The following is a 15,760-nucleotide window of genomic DNA, read 5'->3' as shown; positions in this document are numbered from 1 at the left end:
ATCGTGGTGCCGGGGAGCGCGCAGGTGAAGCAACCGGGCGGGCCCAGGACACTTCCTGTACAGTCGTCCAGGAAATCGCCCCTGGGAGGCCGACCCCATGCACATCACCGCTCAGGTCCTGGTCGCGCTCGTCGCGCTGATCCACGCCTACTTCCTCGTCCTGGAGATGTTCCTCTGGGACACCGACCGCGGCCGCAATGCCTTCGGCACGACCCCCGCCTTCTCCCGGGAGAGCGCCACCCTCGCCGCCAACCAGGGCCTCTACAACGGCTTCATGGCCGCCGGTCTGGTCTGGGGACTCGTCGCCGCCGACCCCGTCGCCTTCCAGGCGCAGGTCTTCTTCCTGAGCTGCCTGATCGTCGCCGGGGTCTACGGGGCCGCCACCGTGAGCCGGAAGATCCTCTACGTCCAGGCCGTGCCGGCCGCGCTCGCCCTCGGCGCCGTCCTGCTCGCCGGGTGAGCCTCCGTTGACGCCCGCGGTGACCGACGGCAGCGCCGACCCCCGTACCGCACGCACCCGGGCCAAGCTCCGCGCCGCCCTGCTCGCCGCCTGCGAGCACCGGCCACTCGAACAGGTCAGCGTCGCGCAGGTGGTCCGGGGTGCCGGGGTCGGGCGCGCCACCTTCTACCTCCACTACGACGACCTGCACGCCCTCGCGGTGGACGCCTGCGCCGAGGTCGTCACCGAGGCGGTCGACGCCCTGCACGCCTGGGACGGCGCACCGCCCGGCCCCGACGCGCCCCCGGCCCCGCTCGCCGCCCTCCTCGCCTCCGTCCACGCCCGGGCGCCCGTCTACCGCAGCCTGCTCCGCGAGGGCGGCGGCGGGCCGCTCGGTGAGCTGCTCCACCGGGAGCTGCGGCAGCGCAGCCTCGACGAGCTGCGCGCCCGCCGCCCGGGGGAGACCGGACACGACCTCACCGCGAGCGCCGTCGCCGGGATCTTCACCGGGGTCCTCGCCGACTGGGTGCACGGGCGGGTCGCCGCCGACCCCGGGCAGCTCGCCGGCCGGATCTGGCGCATGCTCCTCGCGGTCCACGCCACCGCCCGTCTCAACCGGAGAGCGCGGTGACCGGGCCCGGCACGTCCCCTCTAGGGTGATCGGGAGCAGCGCTGACGTGAACGAACAAGGAGTACGACGTGGCGGTACGAGCGGTCCGAGGCGCCGTCCAGCTGGAGCGGGACGAGGCCGGACACATGGACGAGCGGGTCGGTGAGCTGCTCACGGCCGTCCTGGAACGCAACGGGCTGGTCGCCGACGACCTGATCAGCATCTGGTTCACCGCCACCCCGGACCTGCACAGCGACTTCCCGGCCGCCGCCGCGCGCGGCCTCGGGGTCGTCGACGTACCCCTGATCTGCGCCCAGGAGCTGGACATCGAGGGCGCCATGCCCCGCGTCGTCCGCCTCCTCGCCCACGTCGAGACCTACCTCCCGCGCGCCGAGATCAGCCACGTCTACCTCGGTGCCACCGCCGCCCTGCGCAAGGACATCGCCCAGTGAGAACCGCCCTCGTCATCGGAACCGGGCTCGTCGGCACCTCCGCCGCCCTCGCGCTCTCCGGCCGCTCCGTCCACGTCCACCTCGTCGACCACGACCCCGAGTCGGCCCGCACAGCCGCTGCCCTCGGCGCCGGTACGGACGAGCCGCCCGCAGGCCCGGTCGACCTCGCGGTCATCGCCGTACCGCCCGCCCACACCGCCACCGTCCTCGCCCGCGCCATGCGCGACGGGGTGGCGCGCGGCTACCTGGACGTCGCCAGCGTCAAGGGCGGGCCCCGCCGTGAGCTGGAGGCGATGGGCCTCGACCTCACCCCGTACATCGGTACGCACCCGATGGCGGGCAAGGAGCGCTCGGGGCCGCTCGCCGCCACCGGCGACCTCTTCGAGGGGCGCCCCTGGGTCCTCACCCCGACCAGGGACACCGACACCGAGGTCCTCAACCTCGCGCTGGAGCTGGTGGCACTCTGCCGGGCCGTCCCGGTGGTCATGGACGCCGATGCCCACGACCGGGCCGTCGCCCTCGTCTCGCATACCCCGCAGCTGATCTCCTCCATGGTCGCCGCACGCCTTGAGGAGGCCGACGAGAGTGCCGTACGCCTCTGCGGCCAGGGCATCCGCGATGTGACCCGGATCGCCGCATCCGACCCCCGGATGTGGGTGGAGATCCTCTCCGCCAACCCCGGACCCGTCGCCGACGTCCTCGCCGGGGTCGCCGCCGACCTGGAGGAGACCGTGACCGCGCTGCGCGGCCTGCACTCCGCCGACGAGGAGAAGCGGCGCGCGGGCACCGACGCCATCGAGGACGTCCTGCGCCGGGGCAACGCGGGCCGCGTCCGGGTCCCCGGCAAGCACGGCGCCGCCCCCGCCGCGTACGAGACCGTGGCCGTCCTCATCGGCGACAAGCCGGGCGAGCTGGCCGCGATCTTCGCCGACGCAGGCCGGGCCGGGGTCAACATCGAGGACGTACGCATCGAACACGCCACCGGGCAGCAGGCGGGCCTGGTCCAGATCATGGTGGAGCCGAGCTCGGTCCCCGTGCTGAGCGCCGCCCTCACCGAGCGCGGCTGGTCGGTCCGCAGCTGAGGCCGGTGGGGGAGAGGCGGCCGGGGGCCCGGCCGCCTCCGCCGTACGGGGTACAAGGGCGCGCCCGGCACTCGGTAACCTGGTACGAGGCCGCCCGCAGGCCCGTCCGTCCCCACCCCGTGTACCAGGAAGGTGTCCACCGCCGTGGAAACCGCAAGCTCCGCAGTGATCGTCGCCATCGACGGGCCCTCCGGCACCGGCAAGTCGAGCACTTCCAAGGCCGTCGCCGCCAAGCTCGGCCTGAGCTACCTGGACACCGGCGCGCAGTACCGGGCCATCACCTGGTGGATGCTGAACAACGGCATCGACGTGACCAGCCCCGCCGAGATCGCCACCGCCGCCGCCAAGCCCGTGATCGTCTCCGGCACCGACCCGACCGGACCGACGATCACCGTCGACGGCGAGGACGCCTCGGGCCCGATCCGCACCCAGGAGGTCACCTCCAAGGTCAGCGCCGTCAGCGCGGTCCCCGAGGTGCGCACGATCATCACCGAGCTCCAGCGCACCATCGCCGCGGGCGCCGAGGGCGGCATCGTCGTCGAGGGCCGGGACATCGGCACCACCGTGCTGCCCGACGCCGACATCAAGATCTTCCTCACCGCCTCCCCGGAAGCCCGCGCCGCCCGCCGCAGCGGTGAGGTCAAGGGCTCCGACCTGGCGGCCACCCGCGAGGCCCTGATCAAGCGGGACGCCGCCGACTCCGGCCGGAAGACCTCCCCCCTCGCCAAGGCGGACGACGCCGTCGAGGTGGACACCACCGAGCTGACCCTCCAGCAGGTCATCGAGTGCGTCGTCACCCTCGTCGAGGAGAAGCGGACCGCCGCGTGAGCGACGCCACGGGGGCGCCCACCCTGCGCGGAGCGGCGGTCGGGCGGCGGATCGGCATCGGCCTGATGTACGGGCTGTGGAAGCCGCGGGTGCTCGGCGCGTGGCGCGTGCCCGCCGCCGGACCCGTCATACTCGCGGTGAACCACTCCCACAACATCGACGGACCGATGCTGATGGGGACCGCACCCCGGCCGGTGCACTTCCTGATCAAGAAGGAGGCGTTCGTCGGCCCCCTCGACCCGTTCCTGCACGGGATCGGCCAGATCGAGGTGGACCGTACGACCGTCGACCGCACCGCCATCAGCCACGCGCTCGGTGTGCTGGCGGACGGCGGGGCGCTCGGGATCTTCCCGGAGGGCACCCGGGGCGAGGGCGACTTCGCCTCGCTGCGGGCCGGACTCGCGTACTTCGCGGTACGGGGCGGGGCGCCCATCGTCCCCGTCGCCGTCCTGGGAAGCACCGAGCGGCGCGGGCGGTTGATACGAGGGCTGCCCCCGCTGCGCAGCCGGGTCGACGTCGTCTTCGGTGACGCGTTCGACGCGAGCGCCGGTGACGGGCGGCGCACCCGCAAGGCGCTGGACGAGGCGACGCTGCGGATCCAGGCGAAGCTCACCGCCCACCTGGAAAGCGCCAAGCGCCTCACCGGGCGATAGGCGAGACTTGACCTGACTTGAGTAGTGGACCGCGGTGATCGTGGTCCATCGATGATGATGCAAAGAGGAACGGACTTCATGAACGACCAGATTCACTCCGACGGCTCGGACCACGAGCACGGAGAACTTGGCGATGCCGAGTACGCGGAGTTCATGGAGCTCGCCGCGCAGGAGGGCTTCGACCCCGAAGAGGTCGAGGGCGCCCTCGGCGAGGCCGGTCACGGCCCGCTTCCCGTGCTCGCCGTCGTCGGCCGCCCCAATGTCGGCAAGTCGACGCTGGTGAACCGGATCATCGGCCGCCGTGAGGCCGTCGTGCAGGACAAGCCCGGCGTCACCCGCGACCGCGTCAGCTACGAGGCCGAGTGGGCGGGCCGCCGCTTCAAGGTCATGGACACCGGCGGCTGGGAGCAGGACGTGCTGGGGCTTGACGCCTCCGTCGCCGCCCAGGCGGAGTACGCCATCGAGACGGCCGACGCCGTCGTCTTCGTGGTCGACGCGACCGTCGGCGCCACCGACACCGACGAGGCCGTCGTCAAGCTGCTGCGCCGCGCGGGCAAGCCCGTCGTGCTCTGCGCCAACAAGGTCGACGGCCAGAGCGGCGAGGCGGACGCCACCGCCCTGTGGTCGCTCGGCCTCGGCGAGCCCTACCCGGTCTCCTCGCTGCACGGCCGCGGCACCGGCGACATGCTGGACGCGGTCCTCGAAGCCCTCCCGGACGCCCCGGAGCAGAAGTTCGGCACCACGCTCGGCGGTCCCCGCCGCATCGCGCTGATCGGCCGCCCGAACGTCGGCAAGTCCTCCCTGCTGAACAAGGTCGCGGGCGAGGACCGGGTCGTCGTCAACGAGCAGGCCGGCACCACCCGCGACCCGGTCGACGAGCTGATCAAGCTCGGCGGCATCACCTGGAAGTTCATCGACACGGCCGGTATCCGCCGCCGCGTCCACCTCCAGGAAGGCGCGGACTACTACGCCTCGCTCCGTACGGCGGCCGCCGTGGAGAAGGCGGAGGTCGCCGTCGTCCTGATCGACTCCAGCGAGTCCATCAGCGTCCAGGACCAGCGGATCATCACCATGGCCGTGGATGCCGGGCGCGCGCTCGTCGTGGCGTTCAACAAGTGGGACACCCTCGACGAGGAGCGCCGCTACTACCTGGAGCGCGAGATCGAGACGGAGCTCGCGCAGATCTCCTGGGCGCCCCGCGTCAATGTCTCGGCCCTCACCGGCCGGCACATGGAGAAGCTCGTCCCGGCGATCGAGACCGCGATCGAGGGCTGGGAGACCCGCGTCCCCACCGGCCGGCTCAACGCCTTCCTCGGTGAGATCGTCGCCTCCCACCCGCACCCGATCCGCGGTGGCAAGCAGCCGCGCATCCTGTTCGGCACCCAGGCGGGCACCAAGCCGCCGCGGTTCGTGCTCTTCGCCTCCGGCTTCCTGGAGCACGGCTACCGCCGCTTCGTGGAGCGCCGTCTGCGGGAGGAGTTCGGCTTCGAGGGCACCCCGATCCACATCTCGGTCCGCGTCCGCGAGAAGCGCGGCCGCAACAAGTAGCACGTCGCGGGTACGAGAGTGGCCCGGCACCCACATGGGTGCCGGGCCACTCTCGTACCCGCTCTCAGGACTCCCGGGAGCCCGGCGGAAGCGCCGCCGGCCGGGGGCGTCCGGCGTGCCGGCCCACCCGCTGCCAGGACCCGAGGGTCCCGGTGGTGTGCTGGCTCTGGGCGCTGCCGGTCCCGCTGTGCCGGCCCTGAGCGGCCGGGGAGGGGTGGCCGCTCAGCGGCGCCCGGGTGGCGAAGAGCCCGGCGCCGAAGGCCGGGAAGCGGAGGTTCTCCTCACCGCTCCGGTCACCCGGCAGCGCCCGGAACGAGCGCCGGTACTCGGAGTACAGCGCGTCGTAGATCGGGGTGGCGGACGTGCCCACCGATGGCTCCTGCGAGGGACGCATGGCAGGAATCTGGCTCTGGTGCTGGCGGGAGGGGTCGTATGAGTGCACGTAGGTGCCAACGACCTCGTCGCCCGTCGGATGCGGCCCCGCCGGAGAAAACGCTGTTCGGCGGGGGTGCCCGGACGGGGCGGACATGATCAGGTCCCGGCCAGCGGCATGGACGCGGCGACCAGGACCCCGTTGACCGCGGCCTTCTCCAGGGCGTCCCGGAGCAGGTCCTCGCGCGGCTGCTGGCCGATGGTCCCGGCCGGGGCGGCGAAGACGAGGACCGTCTGCGACTTGTTGACCGCGGCCCGCCAGCCGTCGGTCACCTGGAGCGGCTGATGGGCCTGCCACCAGGCGACCGGGTTGCCGCCGCCGGAGCCCGGCTGGAGCACGGCGTGCAGCTGGCCCACGGCGAGCAGCACGGACCAGCCGGGCAGCGGCGCCGGGAGCGCGGTCAGGTCGGGGGCCGGGTGGAAGCCCTGCTCCAGCAGCAGCTGGAGGAACTCGTCGCCCCCGCTGCCGTCGGTGCCGGGCCGGGCGACCGGTCCGGTCGGTTCGACGACCAGGGCCGGGCGGACATCGTCCTCGATGAGAACGAGACCGCTGGTGATGCCGAGGACGGCCTGTTCGGGCATGCGCCCCTCCGTATTCTGCTGCTCGCTGCCGGTGATACTGCGCACCGCGCCCTGGAGCTGGTCCTCCGCGACCTTGACGACCTGCGAGGGGATGCACGTCGCGTGGGCGAACGCGAGCACGGCGGTCTCGTCCCCGATGAACAGCACCGTGCTGGTGCGCTCCTGGTCGGAGTCGCCGGGGGTGCGGCAGGAGGTGCAGTCGTAGCTGCCGGGAGTGTCGTCGCCGACGAGCAGCCGGTCGGCTTCGTCGTCGCCGATCTCGGCGCGTACGTCCTGGCTGACGTCGAGCATGCGCGGCACGGGTGGCTCCTCGAACTCGGTACGTGGGCCGGGGGGTTCCCGGCTCATGAAGAGACAACGCGGGATCCGTGGCCGGGGTCACGCACCGGCGGGGACGGAAGTGCAGACCAGGTCGACACATCGCTACGTCGAGGAGTCGACTTCCGCGTCCCGGGAACCGGTGTGGAGCGGGCGTGCGTATTCCCGGGAAGTTTTTGCCCGGACGCAGGCAACCTCCCCGCTTTCTTTCACGTCAAGCACCGAGGAAAGCGTCGCCGAATCGGGTGGCGGGCAGGCGTCCGGGGAGTGGACCGGCCGCCCCCGTGACATGCCCGGGCCGACGGGCGCCGGCGGTGAACCGGATCCAGGTATTCCAGGAACGTGCTGGTCAGCCAGGGTTCAGGGGAGGCGGCCGGTCCACCGGAAATCGCGACGGATTCCGCAGCGGAATCCGGCCGGAAACCAGCCGGATTCCGGGCACATCCGGGGTGGTGAATCGCCGGGACGTACAGTCGGAAGAGACCGGCCAGACCAGGGGGAAACAGCGGCGCCATGCATATTTCATTTCTTCTGCACAATGCGTACGGCATCGGGGGGACGATCCGCACGACCTTCACGCTCGCCCGTACGCTCGCCGAGCAGCACGACGTCGAGATCGTGTCCGTCTTCCGGCACCGCGACACCCCCGTGCTCGGCGCGCCCGAGGGCGTGACGATGAGCCACCTCGTCGACCTGCGGAAGAAGAGCGCGACGTACGAGGGCGACGCGGCCGAACACGCCCGGCCCGCGGTGGTGTTCCCGCGCGGCGACAGCCGGCACAGGCAGTACAGCCGGCTCACCGACGCCCGGATCGCCGCCCACCTCCAGGGACTCGAAGCCGATGTCGTCGTCGGCACCCGCCCCGGTCTGAACGTCCACATCAGCCGGCAGACCCGCCGGGGCCCGGTGCGCGTCGGGCAGGAGCACCTCACCCTCGACAACCACGGCTACCGGCTGCGGCGCGAGATCGCCCACCGCTACACCCTCCTCGACGCCCTCACCACCGTCACCCGCGCCGACGCCGAGGACTACCGCAGCCGGATGAAGCTGCCGGGCGTACGGATCGAGGCCATCCCCAACGCCGTTCCCGAGCCCGCCTGTCCGCCCGCGGGCGGTGACCTGAAGTGGGTCGTCGCGGCGGGCCGGCTGCACCGGGTCAAGCGGTACGACCTGCTCCTGCGGGCCTTCGCCCAGGTCTCCGCGGCCCGCCCCGACTGGCGGCTGCGGATCTACGGCGGCGGGGACGCCTCCGGCAACGAGGAGGCGTCGCTGCGGGCGCTCATCGACCAACTCGACCTGCACAACCATGTGTTCCTGATGGGCTCGGTCAACCCGCTGGAGGCCGAGTGGCCCAAGGGGTCGATCGCCGCCGTCACTTCGGACCGCGAGTCCTTCGGTATGACCATCGTCGAGGCGATGCGCGGCGGACTCCCCGTCGTGGCCACCGACTGCCCGCACGGACCTGCCGAGATCGTCGAGGACGGCACCGACGGCCGCCTCGTCCCGGTGGGAGACTCCGACGCGATCGCCGCCGCGCTGCTCCAGCTGATCGAGGACGACGGGCTGCGCCACCGGATGGGCCGCGCCGCGCTCTCCGCATCCGAGCGCTTCGACCCGGCGCGGATCGCGGAGCGCCACGAGAGCCTGTACGCCGAACTCGTGGCCCGCGGCGCCCAGGGCCGGGGCCGCAGCCCCCTGCGCACCGCTCTGCACCGCACCCGGGGCACCGTACTCGACGGGGCGTACGCCCTCCGCTACAAGGCCGCCGACGTGCTCCGCAAGGGGAAGACCGCATGACCGCCACCGCCACCACCGTACGGGCCGACTGCGCCGCCGATCCGGCCGGAACGCTCACCTTCGACCTGGCCCCCGTCGCCGCCCCCGAGGCCGTGCTCCTGCTGCGGCGCCGGGGAGCGGCGGGAACCACGGTCCGGCTCCCGCTCAGCCGCACCGCCCCCGGCCGGCTGCGGGCGGTGCTGGAGCCCTCCACCGAACTGCCCGAGGGGCGCTGGGACGCCTATGTCGAGGAGCCCGGCTCCGAACGCACCCTGACCGTGGAGCCCGGGCTGCGGGACCTGCGCGCCCTGGTCGACCGCACCCCCGCCACCGGCACCGCCACCGTCAGCTCCCGGGTGCCCTACCCCACCCTCGACGGCCGCCTCGCGGTGCGCTGCTGGCTCCGTGCCCCGCACGCCGAGGCCGGGGCCGTCCGTGTCGGCCCGTCCGGGATGAGTACCGAGGGCGTGCTGTACGGGGTCGCGGCGGGGGAGGGGGCCGTGGTCGAGGCCCGGCTGCCGGGGGAGCCCGCCCGGGTCCACCGCGTGCCGCTCACCGCCGCCGGGGAGCCGGGCGGCGCCTTCTCCTTCACCCTCCCCTACGCCCCGCTGGCCACCGGCCCCGTGGAGGGCGAGAAGCTCTGGCAGCTGTGGCTCGTCCCCTCGGCGGGCGCGGACCCGGTCAGGATCTCGCGCATCCTCGACGACGTCTGGTCCCGGAACAGGTCCTTCGTCTACCCGGGCCGCCCGGCGGCCGACGGTGTCCGGGCCACCCCCTGCTACACCGCCGAGAACGACCTCTGCGTACGCCTCTCGCCCCGGCCCGCCAAGGACTGAGCCGCTTGCGGACGGGAGCTGTCCGCAAGCCCTGGCAGACTCGTCCCCATGTTGGAGACCTCGGCACGGCTGCTCCGCCTGCTCTCACTGCTCCAGGCCCACCGGGACTGGTCCGGCGCCGACCTGGCCGAACGGCTCGGCGTCACCCCGCGCACCGTACGCCGGGACGTCGACAAGCTGCGCGAGCTCGGCTACCCGGTGAACGCCAGCCCCGGCACCGGCGGCGGCTACCAGCTCGGTGCCGGGGCCGAGCTGCCGCCGCTCCTGCTGGACGACGAGGAGGCCGTCGCGGTCGCCGTGGGGCTGCGGACGGCGGCCGGCCACGGCATCGAGGGCATCGGCGAGACCTCCGTACGTGCGCTGGCCAAGCTGGAGCAGGTGCTGCCCAACCGGCTGCGGCGCCGGGTGAGCGCGCTCGGCGCCTTCACCGTGCCGATGCTGCGCGGGGCGGACACCTCCACCGTCGACCCGGCCCTCCTCACCGAGCTGGCCGGAGCCTGCCGGGACAGCGAGCGGCTCCGCTTCTCCTACCGCTCCCACGGAGGCGCGGACTCCCGCCGGACCGTGGAACCGCACCGGCTCGTCTGCACCGAGCACCGCTGGTACCTGGTCGCCTGGGACGTGGACCGGGAGGACTGGCGGACGTTCCGGGTGGACCGGATCACCCCGACCCCGCCGCACGGCCCCCGTTTCACACCCCGGCCCCCGCCCGCCGAGGACCTGGCCGCCTATGTCTCCCAGGGCGTCTCGGTCTCCGCCTACGCGGCCCGGGCGGTGGTTCTGCTGAAGGCTCCGGTGGAAGAGGCGGCCCGGCGCATCCCGCCCTCCGCCGGGGTCCTGGAGCCCGTCGACGAGGGGACCTGCCGGCTCACCGCCGGGGCGCCCGACCTGGACGTCCTGGTGATCCACGTGCTGCTCATGGGGATCGACTTCGAGGTGGTGGAGCCGCCCGAACTCGTCGAGGTGATGGTCCGGGCCAGGGACCGGCTCGACCGGGCGCTCGCCGGGGAGAAAACGTGAGGGAATATAAGAGAGGTATAAGGAAGCATGAAATTCAGGTGCTCCGGCCATTCGGGTGACGGGCCGCCTGACGGTAAAAGCAGCAGGTCACCGCATGTGTTTCCGGAGGCCGGCCACCGTCCCCGCCGTGCGCAGCTCCGAGGGTGGCCCGGCTATTTCGCGCCCTCATTCCGGCCGGGCCGTTCGAGTGAATAAGCGGGGATATATGTGTGTGGGGATCCTGTGACACAAGCGTGACCGCGACGGCACGCGGGGATGCAGGGGGCGGCCCCGGGGTCCGGCCTTCCGTCCTGGTCCGCGGCCGCCTACGGTGAGGGGTATGGCCTCTGAACCGACCACTCCCGCACAGCCGGACGATGCCCCCGAGACGTACGTCGGCCTCGGCGCCGACACCGCCGAACAGCTGGCGAGAAGCCGCGGCTGGGACACGGTCCGGGCGGTGCCGCCGGGCACCTTCCTGACGATGGAGTTCCGTTCCGGACGCATCAACTTCCAGGTCGAGGACGCCACGGTGACCCGCTGCTGGGTGGGCTGACCCCCGCTCCCGTCGTACGGGGAAGGCCCCGGCCACCACATGGTGGCCGGGGCCTTCCCCGTACGAAGTGCGTTCCTAGCCGCCCGTCATCGGACGCGCCGGGCTCGCGGTGCCCCGGGGGCCGTGGTCCGGGTGCGTGGGCGGGCGGCGGGTGCCCGCCGGGGCCACCGGCGGCCGCTCCGGGCAGACGGTGGGCACGGTGTGCGCCCGCGCCCTGGCCCCGGTCGCCACATGCGCGGCGGGAGCGCCCGCACCGGCCGCCAGGGCCGTCCCCTCGGCGGCGATCGCCTGGGGGAGGAGCACCGGCTGCGGCACGACCTCGTGGGTGGGCACGGGACGGCCCGCCCGGCGCCGCGCGCGCCACCGCTCGCGGACGTCGAAGATGTAGCTCTCCGTCCTGGCGATCAGCGGCTCGAACCAGGGCAGCGCCAGCAGGATGAGCAGCCCCGCCGCCCAGCCCAGCACCACATCGCTGAGCCAGTGCGTGCCGATGTAGACGGTGGTAAGGCCGACGCCCAGCGAGACCGTGGCGGAGACCGCCGACAGATAGCGCCTGGCCCTGGGCGTGGTGGCCAGATAGGCGAGGATTCCCCAGGTCACGACGGCGTTCGCGGTGTGGCCGGAGGGAAATATATCGCCGCCGGCGAACATCTCGGCCGAGCCGATCTGCGTCGCGTAGTGCGGGCCGAGCCGCCCCAGGCCCAGCTTGACCGCGCCCACCGTCACGTTGAGCAGCAGCAGCGAGGTGCCGAGGACCAGCAGCGGCCGCAGCGTGTGCTGACGCCAGGAGCGCCAGCCCAGCCAGCAGGCGACCATCACCGCCGTCGGTCCGCGCTGGCCGAGCACGACGTAGTAGTCGAGGAAGGCGTGCATTTCGGGCCACTGCTGGTAGGGCCGGAACAGCATGACCTTCCAGTCCAGGGCCACCAGCCAGGATGTCACGAGCACGGCGAAGACGATGGCGAGATAGAACGCCAACGTCCCGCCGAAGAGGGCGATGCGGTGACGGCTCATCCGCGGTGCCACTATCTTCGGCGGTTCCGGCTCCCGGTCCAGGCGGGCAAAGATGTCGGTACGCACCCAATCGACGTTACAGCGAGTGAGTGTGTGTGCAGGCCAATCCGGCCGCTTTGTGATGACGATGTGATGTGGACTTTGTCTCAGGACGGTGACTTTTTCCGGGCGCGGAGAAGAATCTCCGTGATCTTGCGGGCCATTTCCCCGGGGTTCCGTTCGGAAACATGTTTGATCTTCCGGCCAATTTCGTACACAGGAATCCGCGGGAATTGATCCGGCCGTTCGGGGGAGGCGCACACCGCCCGGCCCGGCTCCCGCGGGGCCCCGGAGGAGGGGCGCGAGTGGCGTACGCCACACTGTGTGGCGGACCGGCGTATGAGGTGGGCCACGTGTCACCAGGCCGAACTCGCGTACGCTGACGGCGCACTCGCCCGTCGATGCCGGGCCCCGGGAGACACGTCAGACCACGTCCCCGCCGGTCCACCGAGCGCGAGGAACCCATCGGGAGGTACGTAGATGTCCGGGACGACCACGGCCGGAGTCCGGCTGCGCCGAGCCGCCGACGGCGCCAACCGCTGGGTCGTCCTCGTCGTCCTCTGCCTCAGCCTGCTGGTGGTCGCCCTCGACGCGACCGTGCTCCATGTCGCCGTCCCCTCGCTCACCGAGGACCTGCGCCCGAGCGCCACCGGACTCCTGTGGATCGTCGACGCCTACCCCCTCGTCTGCGCCTCGCTGCTCATCCTCTTCGGCACGCTGGGTGACCGGATCGGCCGACGGCGGGTGCTGCTCATCGGCTACGCGCTGTTCGGCGTCGCCTCCCTGCTCGCCGCGACCGCCGACACACCCGCCGTGCTCATCGCGGCCCGCGCCCTGCTCGGCGTCGGCGGCGCGATGATCATGCCCGCCACCCTGTCGATCCTGCGCCAGGTCTTCCCCGACCGGCGCGAGCGCGCCATGGCCATCGGGGTGTGGACCGCGGTCGCCGCGGTCGGCGCCGCCACCGGCCCCGTCGTCGGCGGCTTCCTGGTCGAACACTTCTGGTGGGGCTCGGTCTTCCTGATCAACATCCCGCTGATGGCGGTCATCCTGCCGCTCGGCCGCTGGCTCCTGCCGGAGTCGCGCGGCGCCGAGGACGGCCCGTGGGACGTGCTGGGCGCGCTGACCGCCGCCGCCGGGGTGCTCGGAGTCGTCCTCGGCGTCAAGCGCCTGGGCGGCGGCGCGGGCCTCCTGGACCCCATCTCGCTGGGCCCGCTGGCCCTCGGTGCCGCGCTCCTGATCCTCTTCGTACGCCGCCAGAGGCGCCGTACACACCCGCTGATCGACATCTCCATGTTCGCGCGCCCGGCCTTCTCCACGGCCGTCGGCTGCATCGTGCTCGCCATGCTGGCCCTGGTCGGCCTCCAGCTGATCGCCGTCCAGTACCTCCAGCTGGTGCTGGGCCTCAGCCCGCTGGAGACCGGGCTGCGGCTGCTCCCGCTGACCTTCGCCGCGATGGCGGCGGGCGCCACCGGCTCGTACACCCTGCGCCGGGTGGGCCCCCGGAAGATGGTCGGCTGGGGCTTCGTCCTGACGGCCTCCTCCGTGCTGCTGCTCACCTCGATGGGCCACCACGACCGGCCCGTCCTGCTGACCGGCGCCTTCGTCCTGCTCGGCTTCGGGCTCCAGACGACGCTCTTCGGGGCGTACGAGTCGATGCTCAGCGACGCCCCCGCCGAACGGGCGGGCGGGGCCGCGGCGATAGGGGAGACCTCCTACCAGCTCGGCGCGGGCCTGGGCATCGCCCTCCTCGGCAGCGTCATGAACGCCGCGTACGCCCCCGGCCTCGCCTCCCTGCGGGAGAAGGGCGTGCCCGCCCGCGCGGGCGTGGAGGCCTCCCACTCGCTGGGCGAGGCCTACCAGGTGGCCGGGCAGCTCGGCGGCCCGACGGGGGAGCTGCTCCGCTCCACGGCCCGGCACGCCTTCGTCGGCGGGCTGCACGTCACGCTCTTCGTCAGCGCGGGCCTGCTGCTGCTCGGCGCGCTCGCCGCACTGCGCCTGCCGAGGGCGATGGACTGCCCGCCGAAGGACCTCTGCCCGCTGGGCGACCGCCCGGACTCCGAGCCCGTGGCCTCCGAGCACCTCGCCGCCGAGCCCAAGGCCGTCGACCGCGCGGCCGCCGCGCCCCAGGCCCCCGTCGCCGCCCCGGACCGCCCGGCCGCCCCGCGCCTGAGGCTCCCCGCGCGGCGCGAACCGGCCGAGGCGACCGGCTCTGGACGAGCGGCACGCTGAGCCGTAACGTCTCCACGACGCCCTGACTACCACTGCTAGTTTTCGGAGGGCCGCGGCCGACCCCCGCCCCTCCGGACACCGTGCGAGCCGCCGGAGGCACCCTCATGTCCAGCACCGATTCCGCGAAGCCGTCGAAGCTCCCGCCGTTCGACGCCACCGACCCCCTCGGCATCGACGATCTGCTCGGCCCCGACGACCTGGCGATCCGCGACACCGTCCGCACCTGGGCCACCGACCGGGTCCTGCCGCACATCGCCGAGTGGTACGAGAAGGGGGAGCTGCCCGGCATCCGGGAGCTGGCCCGGGAGCTCGGCGCGCTGGGCGCCCTCGGGATGTCCCTCGACGGGTACGGCTGTGCCGGGGCGAGCGCCGTCCAGTACGGGCTGGCCTGCCTGGAGCTGGAGGCCGCCGACTCCGGGATCCGCTCGCTCGTCTCCGTACAGGGTTCGCTCGCCATGTACGCGATCCACCGGTTCGGCTCGGAGGAGCAGAAGCAGCGGTGGCTGCCCGGCATGGCGGCGGGCGAGACCATCGGCTGCTTCGGGCTGACCGAGCCGGACCACGGCTCGGACCCGGCCGGGATGCGGACGTACGCCAAGCGCGACGGCGAGGACTGGGTGCTCACCGGGCGCAAGATGTGGATCACCAACGGATCGGTCGCGGGCGTGGCGGTCGTCTGGGCGCAGACCGACGAGGGCGACGAGGGCCGCGGCATCCGGGGCTTCGTCGTCCCGACCGACACCCCCGGCTTCTCGGCGCCCGAGATCCGCCACAAGTGGTCGCTGCGCGCCTCGGTCACCAGCGAGCTGGTCATGGACGGCGTGCGGCTCCCCGCCGACGCGGTCCTCCCGGACGCGCGGGGGCTGCGCGGCCCGCTCAGCTGTCTGAGCCACGCCCGGTACGGGATCGTCTGGGGCGCCATGGGCGCCGCGCGGGCCAGCTTCGAGTCGGCCCTCGACTACGCGAGGACCCGGGAACAGTTCGGCCGGCCGATCGGCGGCTTCCAGCTTACCCAGGCGAAGCTGGCGGACATGGCCGTGGAACTGCACAAGGGCATCCTGCTCGCCCACCATCTGGGCAGGCGCATGGACGCGGGGCGGCTCCGCCCCGAGCAGGCCAGCTTCGGCAAGCTCAACAACGTGCGGGAGGCGATCGAGATCTGCCGAACCTCGCGCACGATCCTCGGTGCCAACGGGATCTCCCTGGAGTACCCGGTGATGCGGCACGCGACGAATCTGGAGTCGGTGCTCACGTACGAGGGCACCGTGGAGATGCACCAGCTGGTGCTGGGCAAGGCGCTCACCGGTCTCGACGCCTTCCGGTGAACACGACCCGCCCCGAGGGGCGTGCCGACCGGAGGCGCT

The 15,760-nt window shown here is 72.8% G+C and carries 16 protein-coding genes; 13 read left to right on the top strand and 3 right to left on the bottom strand.

Annotation, left to right across the window (positions count from 1 at the left end; genetic code table 11):
• Positions 1 to 97: 97 nt before the first annotated feature.
• The 7 genes from GTY67_RS05305 to der all read left to right on the top strand — a co-directional run bounded on the left by GTY67_RS05305 (position 98) and on the right by der (position 5,612).
• Complete coding sequence (locus GTY67_RS05305) at positions 98 to 460, top strand: DUF1304 domain-containing protein (protein WP_161277935.1); 363 nt, start codon at positions 98 to 100, stop codon at positions 458 to 460.
• Between the two features lie 7 nt (positions 461 to 467).
• Complete coding sequence (locus GTY67_RS05300; protein WP_161277934.1) at positions 468 to 1,070, top strand: TetR family transcriptional regulator; 603 nt, start codon at positions 468 to 470, stop codon at positions 1,068 to 1,070.
• A 68-nt stretch (positions 1,071 to 1,138) separates the two neighbouring features.
• Positions 1,139 to 1,501, top strand: coding sequence for a chorismate mutase (gene aroH / locus GTY67_RS05295; protein WP_161277933.1), 363 nt, complete (start codon positions 1,139 to 1,141; stop codon positions 1,499 to 1,501).
• Positions 1,498 to 2,583, top strand: coding sequence for a prephenate dehydrogenase (locus GTY67_RS05290; RefSeq protein WP_161277932.1), 1,086 nt, complete (start codon positions 1,498 to 1,500; stop codon positions 2,581 to 2,583). The genes aroH and GTY67_RS05290 overlap by 4 nt, the downstream gene beginning before the upstream one ends.
• A gap of 132 nt (positions 2,584 to 2,715) precedes the next feature.
• Positions 2,716 to 3,411: a (d)CMP kinase gene (gene cmk, locus GTY67_RS05285; protein ID WP_093685831.1), complete on the top strand. Its 696-nt coding sequence runs from the start codon at positions 2,716 to 2,718 to the stop codon at positions 3,409 to 3,411.
• Positions 3,408 to 4,064, top strand: coding sequence for a lysophospholipid acyltransferase family protein (locus GTY67_RS05280; RefSeq protein ID WP_093685832.1), 657 nt, complete (start codon positions 3,408 to 3,410; stop codon positions 4,062 to 4,064). Before cmk ends, GTY67_RS05280 begins: the two co-directional genes overlap by 4 nt.
• Positions 4,065 to 4,142: 78 nt before the next feature.
• Positions 4,143 to 5,612, top strand: coding sequence for a ribosome biogenesis GTPase Der (gene der / locus GTY67_RS05275; protein ID WP_093685833.1), 1,470 nt, complete (start codon positions 4,143 to 4,145; stop codon positions 5,610 to 5,612).
• Positions 5,613 to 5,676: 64 nt separating this feature from the next.
• On the opposite strand, the gene GTY67_RS05270 is transcribed toward der, so the two are convergent.
• Together GTY67_RS05270 and GTY67_RS05265 are read right to left on the bottom strand one after the other, a co-directional pair.
• On the bottom strand, positions 5,677 to 6,006 hold the full coding sequence (locus tag GTY67_RS05270) for a hypothetical protein (protein ID WP_093685834.1): 330 nt from the start codon (positions 6,004 to 6,006) through the stop codon (positions 5,677 to 5,679).
• Between the two features lie 137 nt (positions 6,007 to 6,143).
• Positions 6,144 to 6,926 carry a hypothetical protein gene (locus GTY67_RS05265; RefSeq protein ID WP_093685835.1) on the bottom strand — a complete coding sequence of 261 codons (783 nt, stop codon included), beginning with the start codon at positions 6,924 to 6,926 and terminating at the stop codon, positions 6,144 to 6,146.
• A 531-nt stretch (positions 6,927 to 7,457) separates the two neighbouring features.
• Here GTY67_RS05265 and GTY67_RS05260 point away from each other — a divergent pair.
• The 4 genes from GTY67_RS05260 (at position 7,458) to GTY67_RS05245 (ending at position 11,111) form a co-directional block, all read left to right on the top strand.
• Positions 7,458 to 8,741 (top strand): glycosyltransferase family 4 protein, encoded by a 1,284-nt coding sequence (locus GTY67_RS05260; RefSeq protein WP_161277931.1) that lies wholly within the window; start codon positions 7,458 to 7,460, stop codon positions 8,739 to 8,741.
• On the top strand, positions 8,738 to 9,556 hold the full coding sequence (locus GTY67_RS05255) for a transferase (protein WP_161277930.1): 819 nt from the start codon (positions 8,738 to 8,740) through the stop codon (positions 9,554 to 9,556). Before GTY67_RS05260 ends, GTY67_RS05255 begins: the two co-directional genes overlap by 4 nt.
• A gap of 48 nt (positions 9,557 to 9,604) precedes the next feature.
• Positions 9,605 to 10,576: a YafY family protein gene (locus GTY67_RS05250; protein WP_161277929.1), complete on the top strand. Its 972-nt coding sequence runs from the start codon at positions 9,605 to 9,607 to the stop codon at positions 10,574 to 10,576.
• A gap of 319 nt (positions 10,577 to 10,895) precedes the next feature.
• Positions 10,896 to 11,111 (top strand): I78 family peptidase inhibitor, encoded by a 216-nt coding sequence (locus GTY67_RS05245; protein WP_093685838.1) that lies wholly within the window; start codon positions 10,896 to 10,898, stop codon positions 11,109 to 11,111.
• Positions 11,112 to 11,186: 75 nt separating this feature from the next.
• On the opposite strand, the gene GTY67_RS05240 is transcribed toward GTY67_RS05245, so the two are convergent.
• Positions 11,187 to 12,191, bottom strand: a complete 1,005-nt coding sequence (locus GTY67_RS05240) for a phosphatase PAP2 family protein (RefSeq protein WP_161277928.1) — start codon at positions 12,189 to 12,191, stop codon at positions 11,187 to 11,189.
• A 453-nt stretch (positions 12,192 to 12,644) separates the two neighbouring features.
• On the opposite strand from GTY67_RS05240, the gene GTY67_RS05235 reads away from it, so the two are divergent.
• Both GTY67_RS05235 and GTY67_RS05230 read left to right on the top strand, forming a co-directional pair.
• On the top strand, positions 12,645 to 14,396 hold the full coding sequence (locus GTY67_RS05235) for an MFS transporter (RefSeq protein WP_093685840.1): 1,752 nt from the start codon (positions 12,645 to 12,647) through the stop codon (positions 14,394 to 14,396).
• Positions 14,397 to 14,500: 104 nt separating this feature from the next.
• The gene (locus GTY67_RS05230) at positions 14,501 to 15,721 is read left to right on the top strand and encodes an acyl-CoA dehydrogenase family protein (RefSeq protein WP_161277927.1); all 1,221 of its coding nucleotides are present in this window, start codon (positions 14,501 to 14,503) and stop codon (positions 15,719 to 15,721) included.
• The last annotated feature ends 39 nt before the right edge of the window (positions 15,722 to 15,760 follow it).

The sequence above is a fragment of the Streptomyces sp. SID8374 genome (assembly GCF_009865135.1).
Lineage (GTDB): Bacteria > Actinomycetota > Actinomycetes > Streptomycetales > Streptomycetaceae > Streptomyces.
Note: the sequence above shows the minus strand (reverse complement) of the source record. Positions and strands in the feature narration are given on the sequence as shown.

What these genes read in the sequence shown, in the direction of transcription:
- GTY67_RS05250 (WP_161277929.1), top strand. Translation starts at nt 9,605, where the DNA reads ATGTTGGAGACCTCGGCACGGCTGCTCCGCCTGCTCTCACTGCTCCAG.
- GTY67_RS05235 (WP_093685840.1), top strand. Translation starts at nt 12,645, where the DNA reads ATGTCCGGGACGACCACGGCCGGAGTCCGGCTGCGCCGAGCCGCCGAC.
- GTY67_RS05255 (WP_161277930.1), top strand. Translation starts at nt 8,738, where the DNA reads ATGACCGCCACCGCCACCACCGTACGGGCCGACTGCGCCGCCGATCCG.
- GTY67_RS05270 (WP_093685834.1), bottom strand. Translation starts at nt 6,006, where the DNA reads ATGCGTCCCTCGCAGGAGCCATCGGTGGGCACGTCCGCCACCCCGATC.
- GTY67_RS05230 (WP_161277927.1), top strand. Translation starts at nt 14,501, where the DNA reads ATGTCCAGCACCGATTCCGCGAAGCCGTCGAAGCTCCCGCCGTTCGAC.
- der (WP_093685833.1), top strand. Translation starts at nt 4,143, where the DNA reads ATGAACGACCAGATTCACTCCGACGGCTCGGACCACGAGCACGGAGAA.
- GTY67_RS05305 (WP_161277935.1), top strand. Translation starts at nt 98, where the DNA reads ATGCACATCACCGCTCAGGTCCTGGTCGCGCTCGTCGCGCTGATCCAC.
- GTY67_RS05245 (WP_093685838.1), top strand. Translation starts at nt 10,896, where the DNA reads ATGGCCTCTGAACCGACCACTCCCGCACAGCCGGACGATGCCCCCGAG.
- GTY67_RS05260 (WP_161277931.1), top strand. Translation starts at nt 7,458, where the DNA reads ATGCATATTTCATTTCTTCTGCACAATGCGTACGGCATCGGGGGGACG.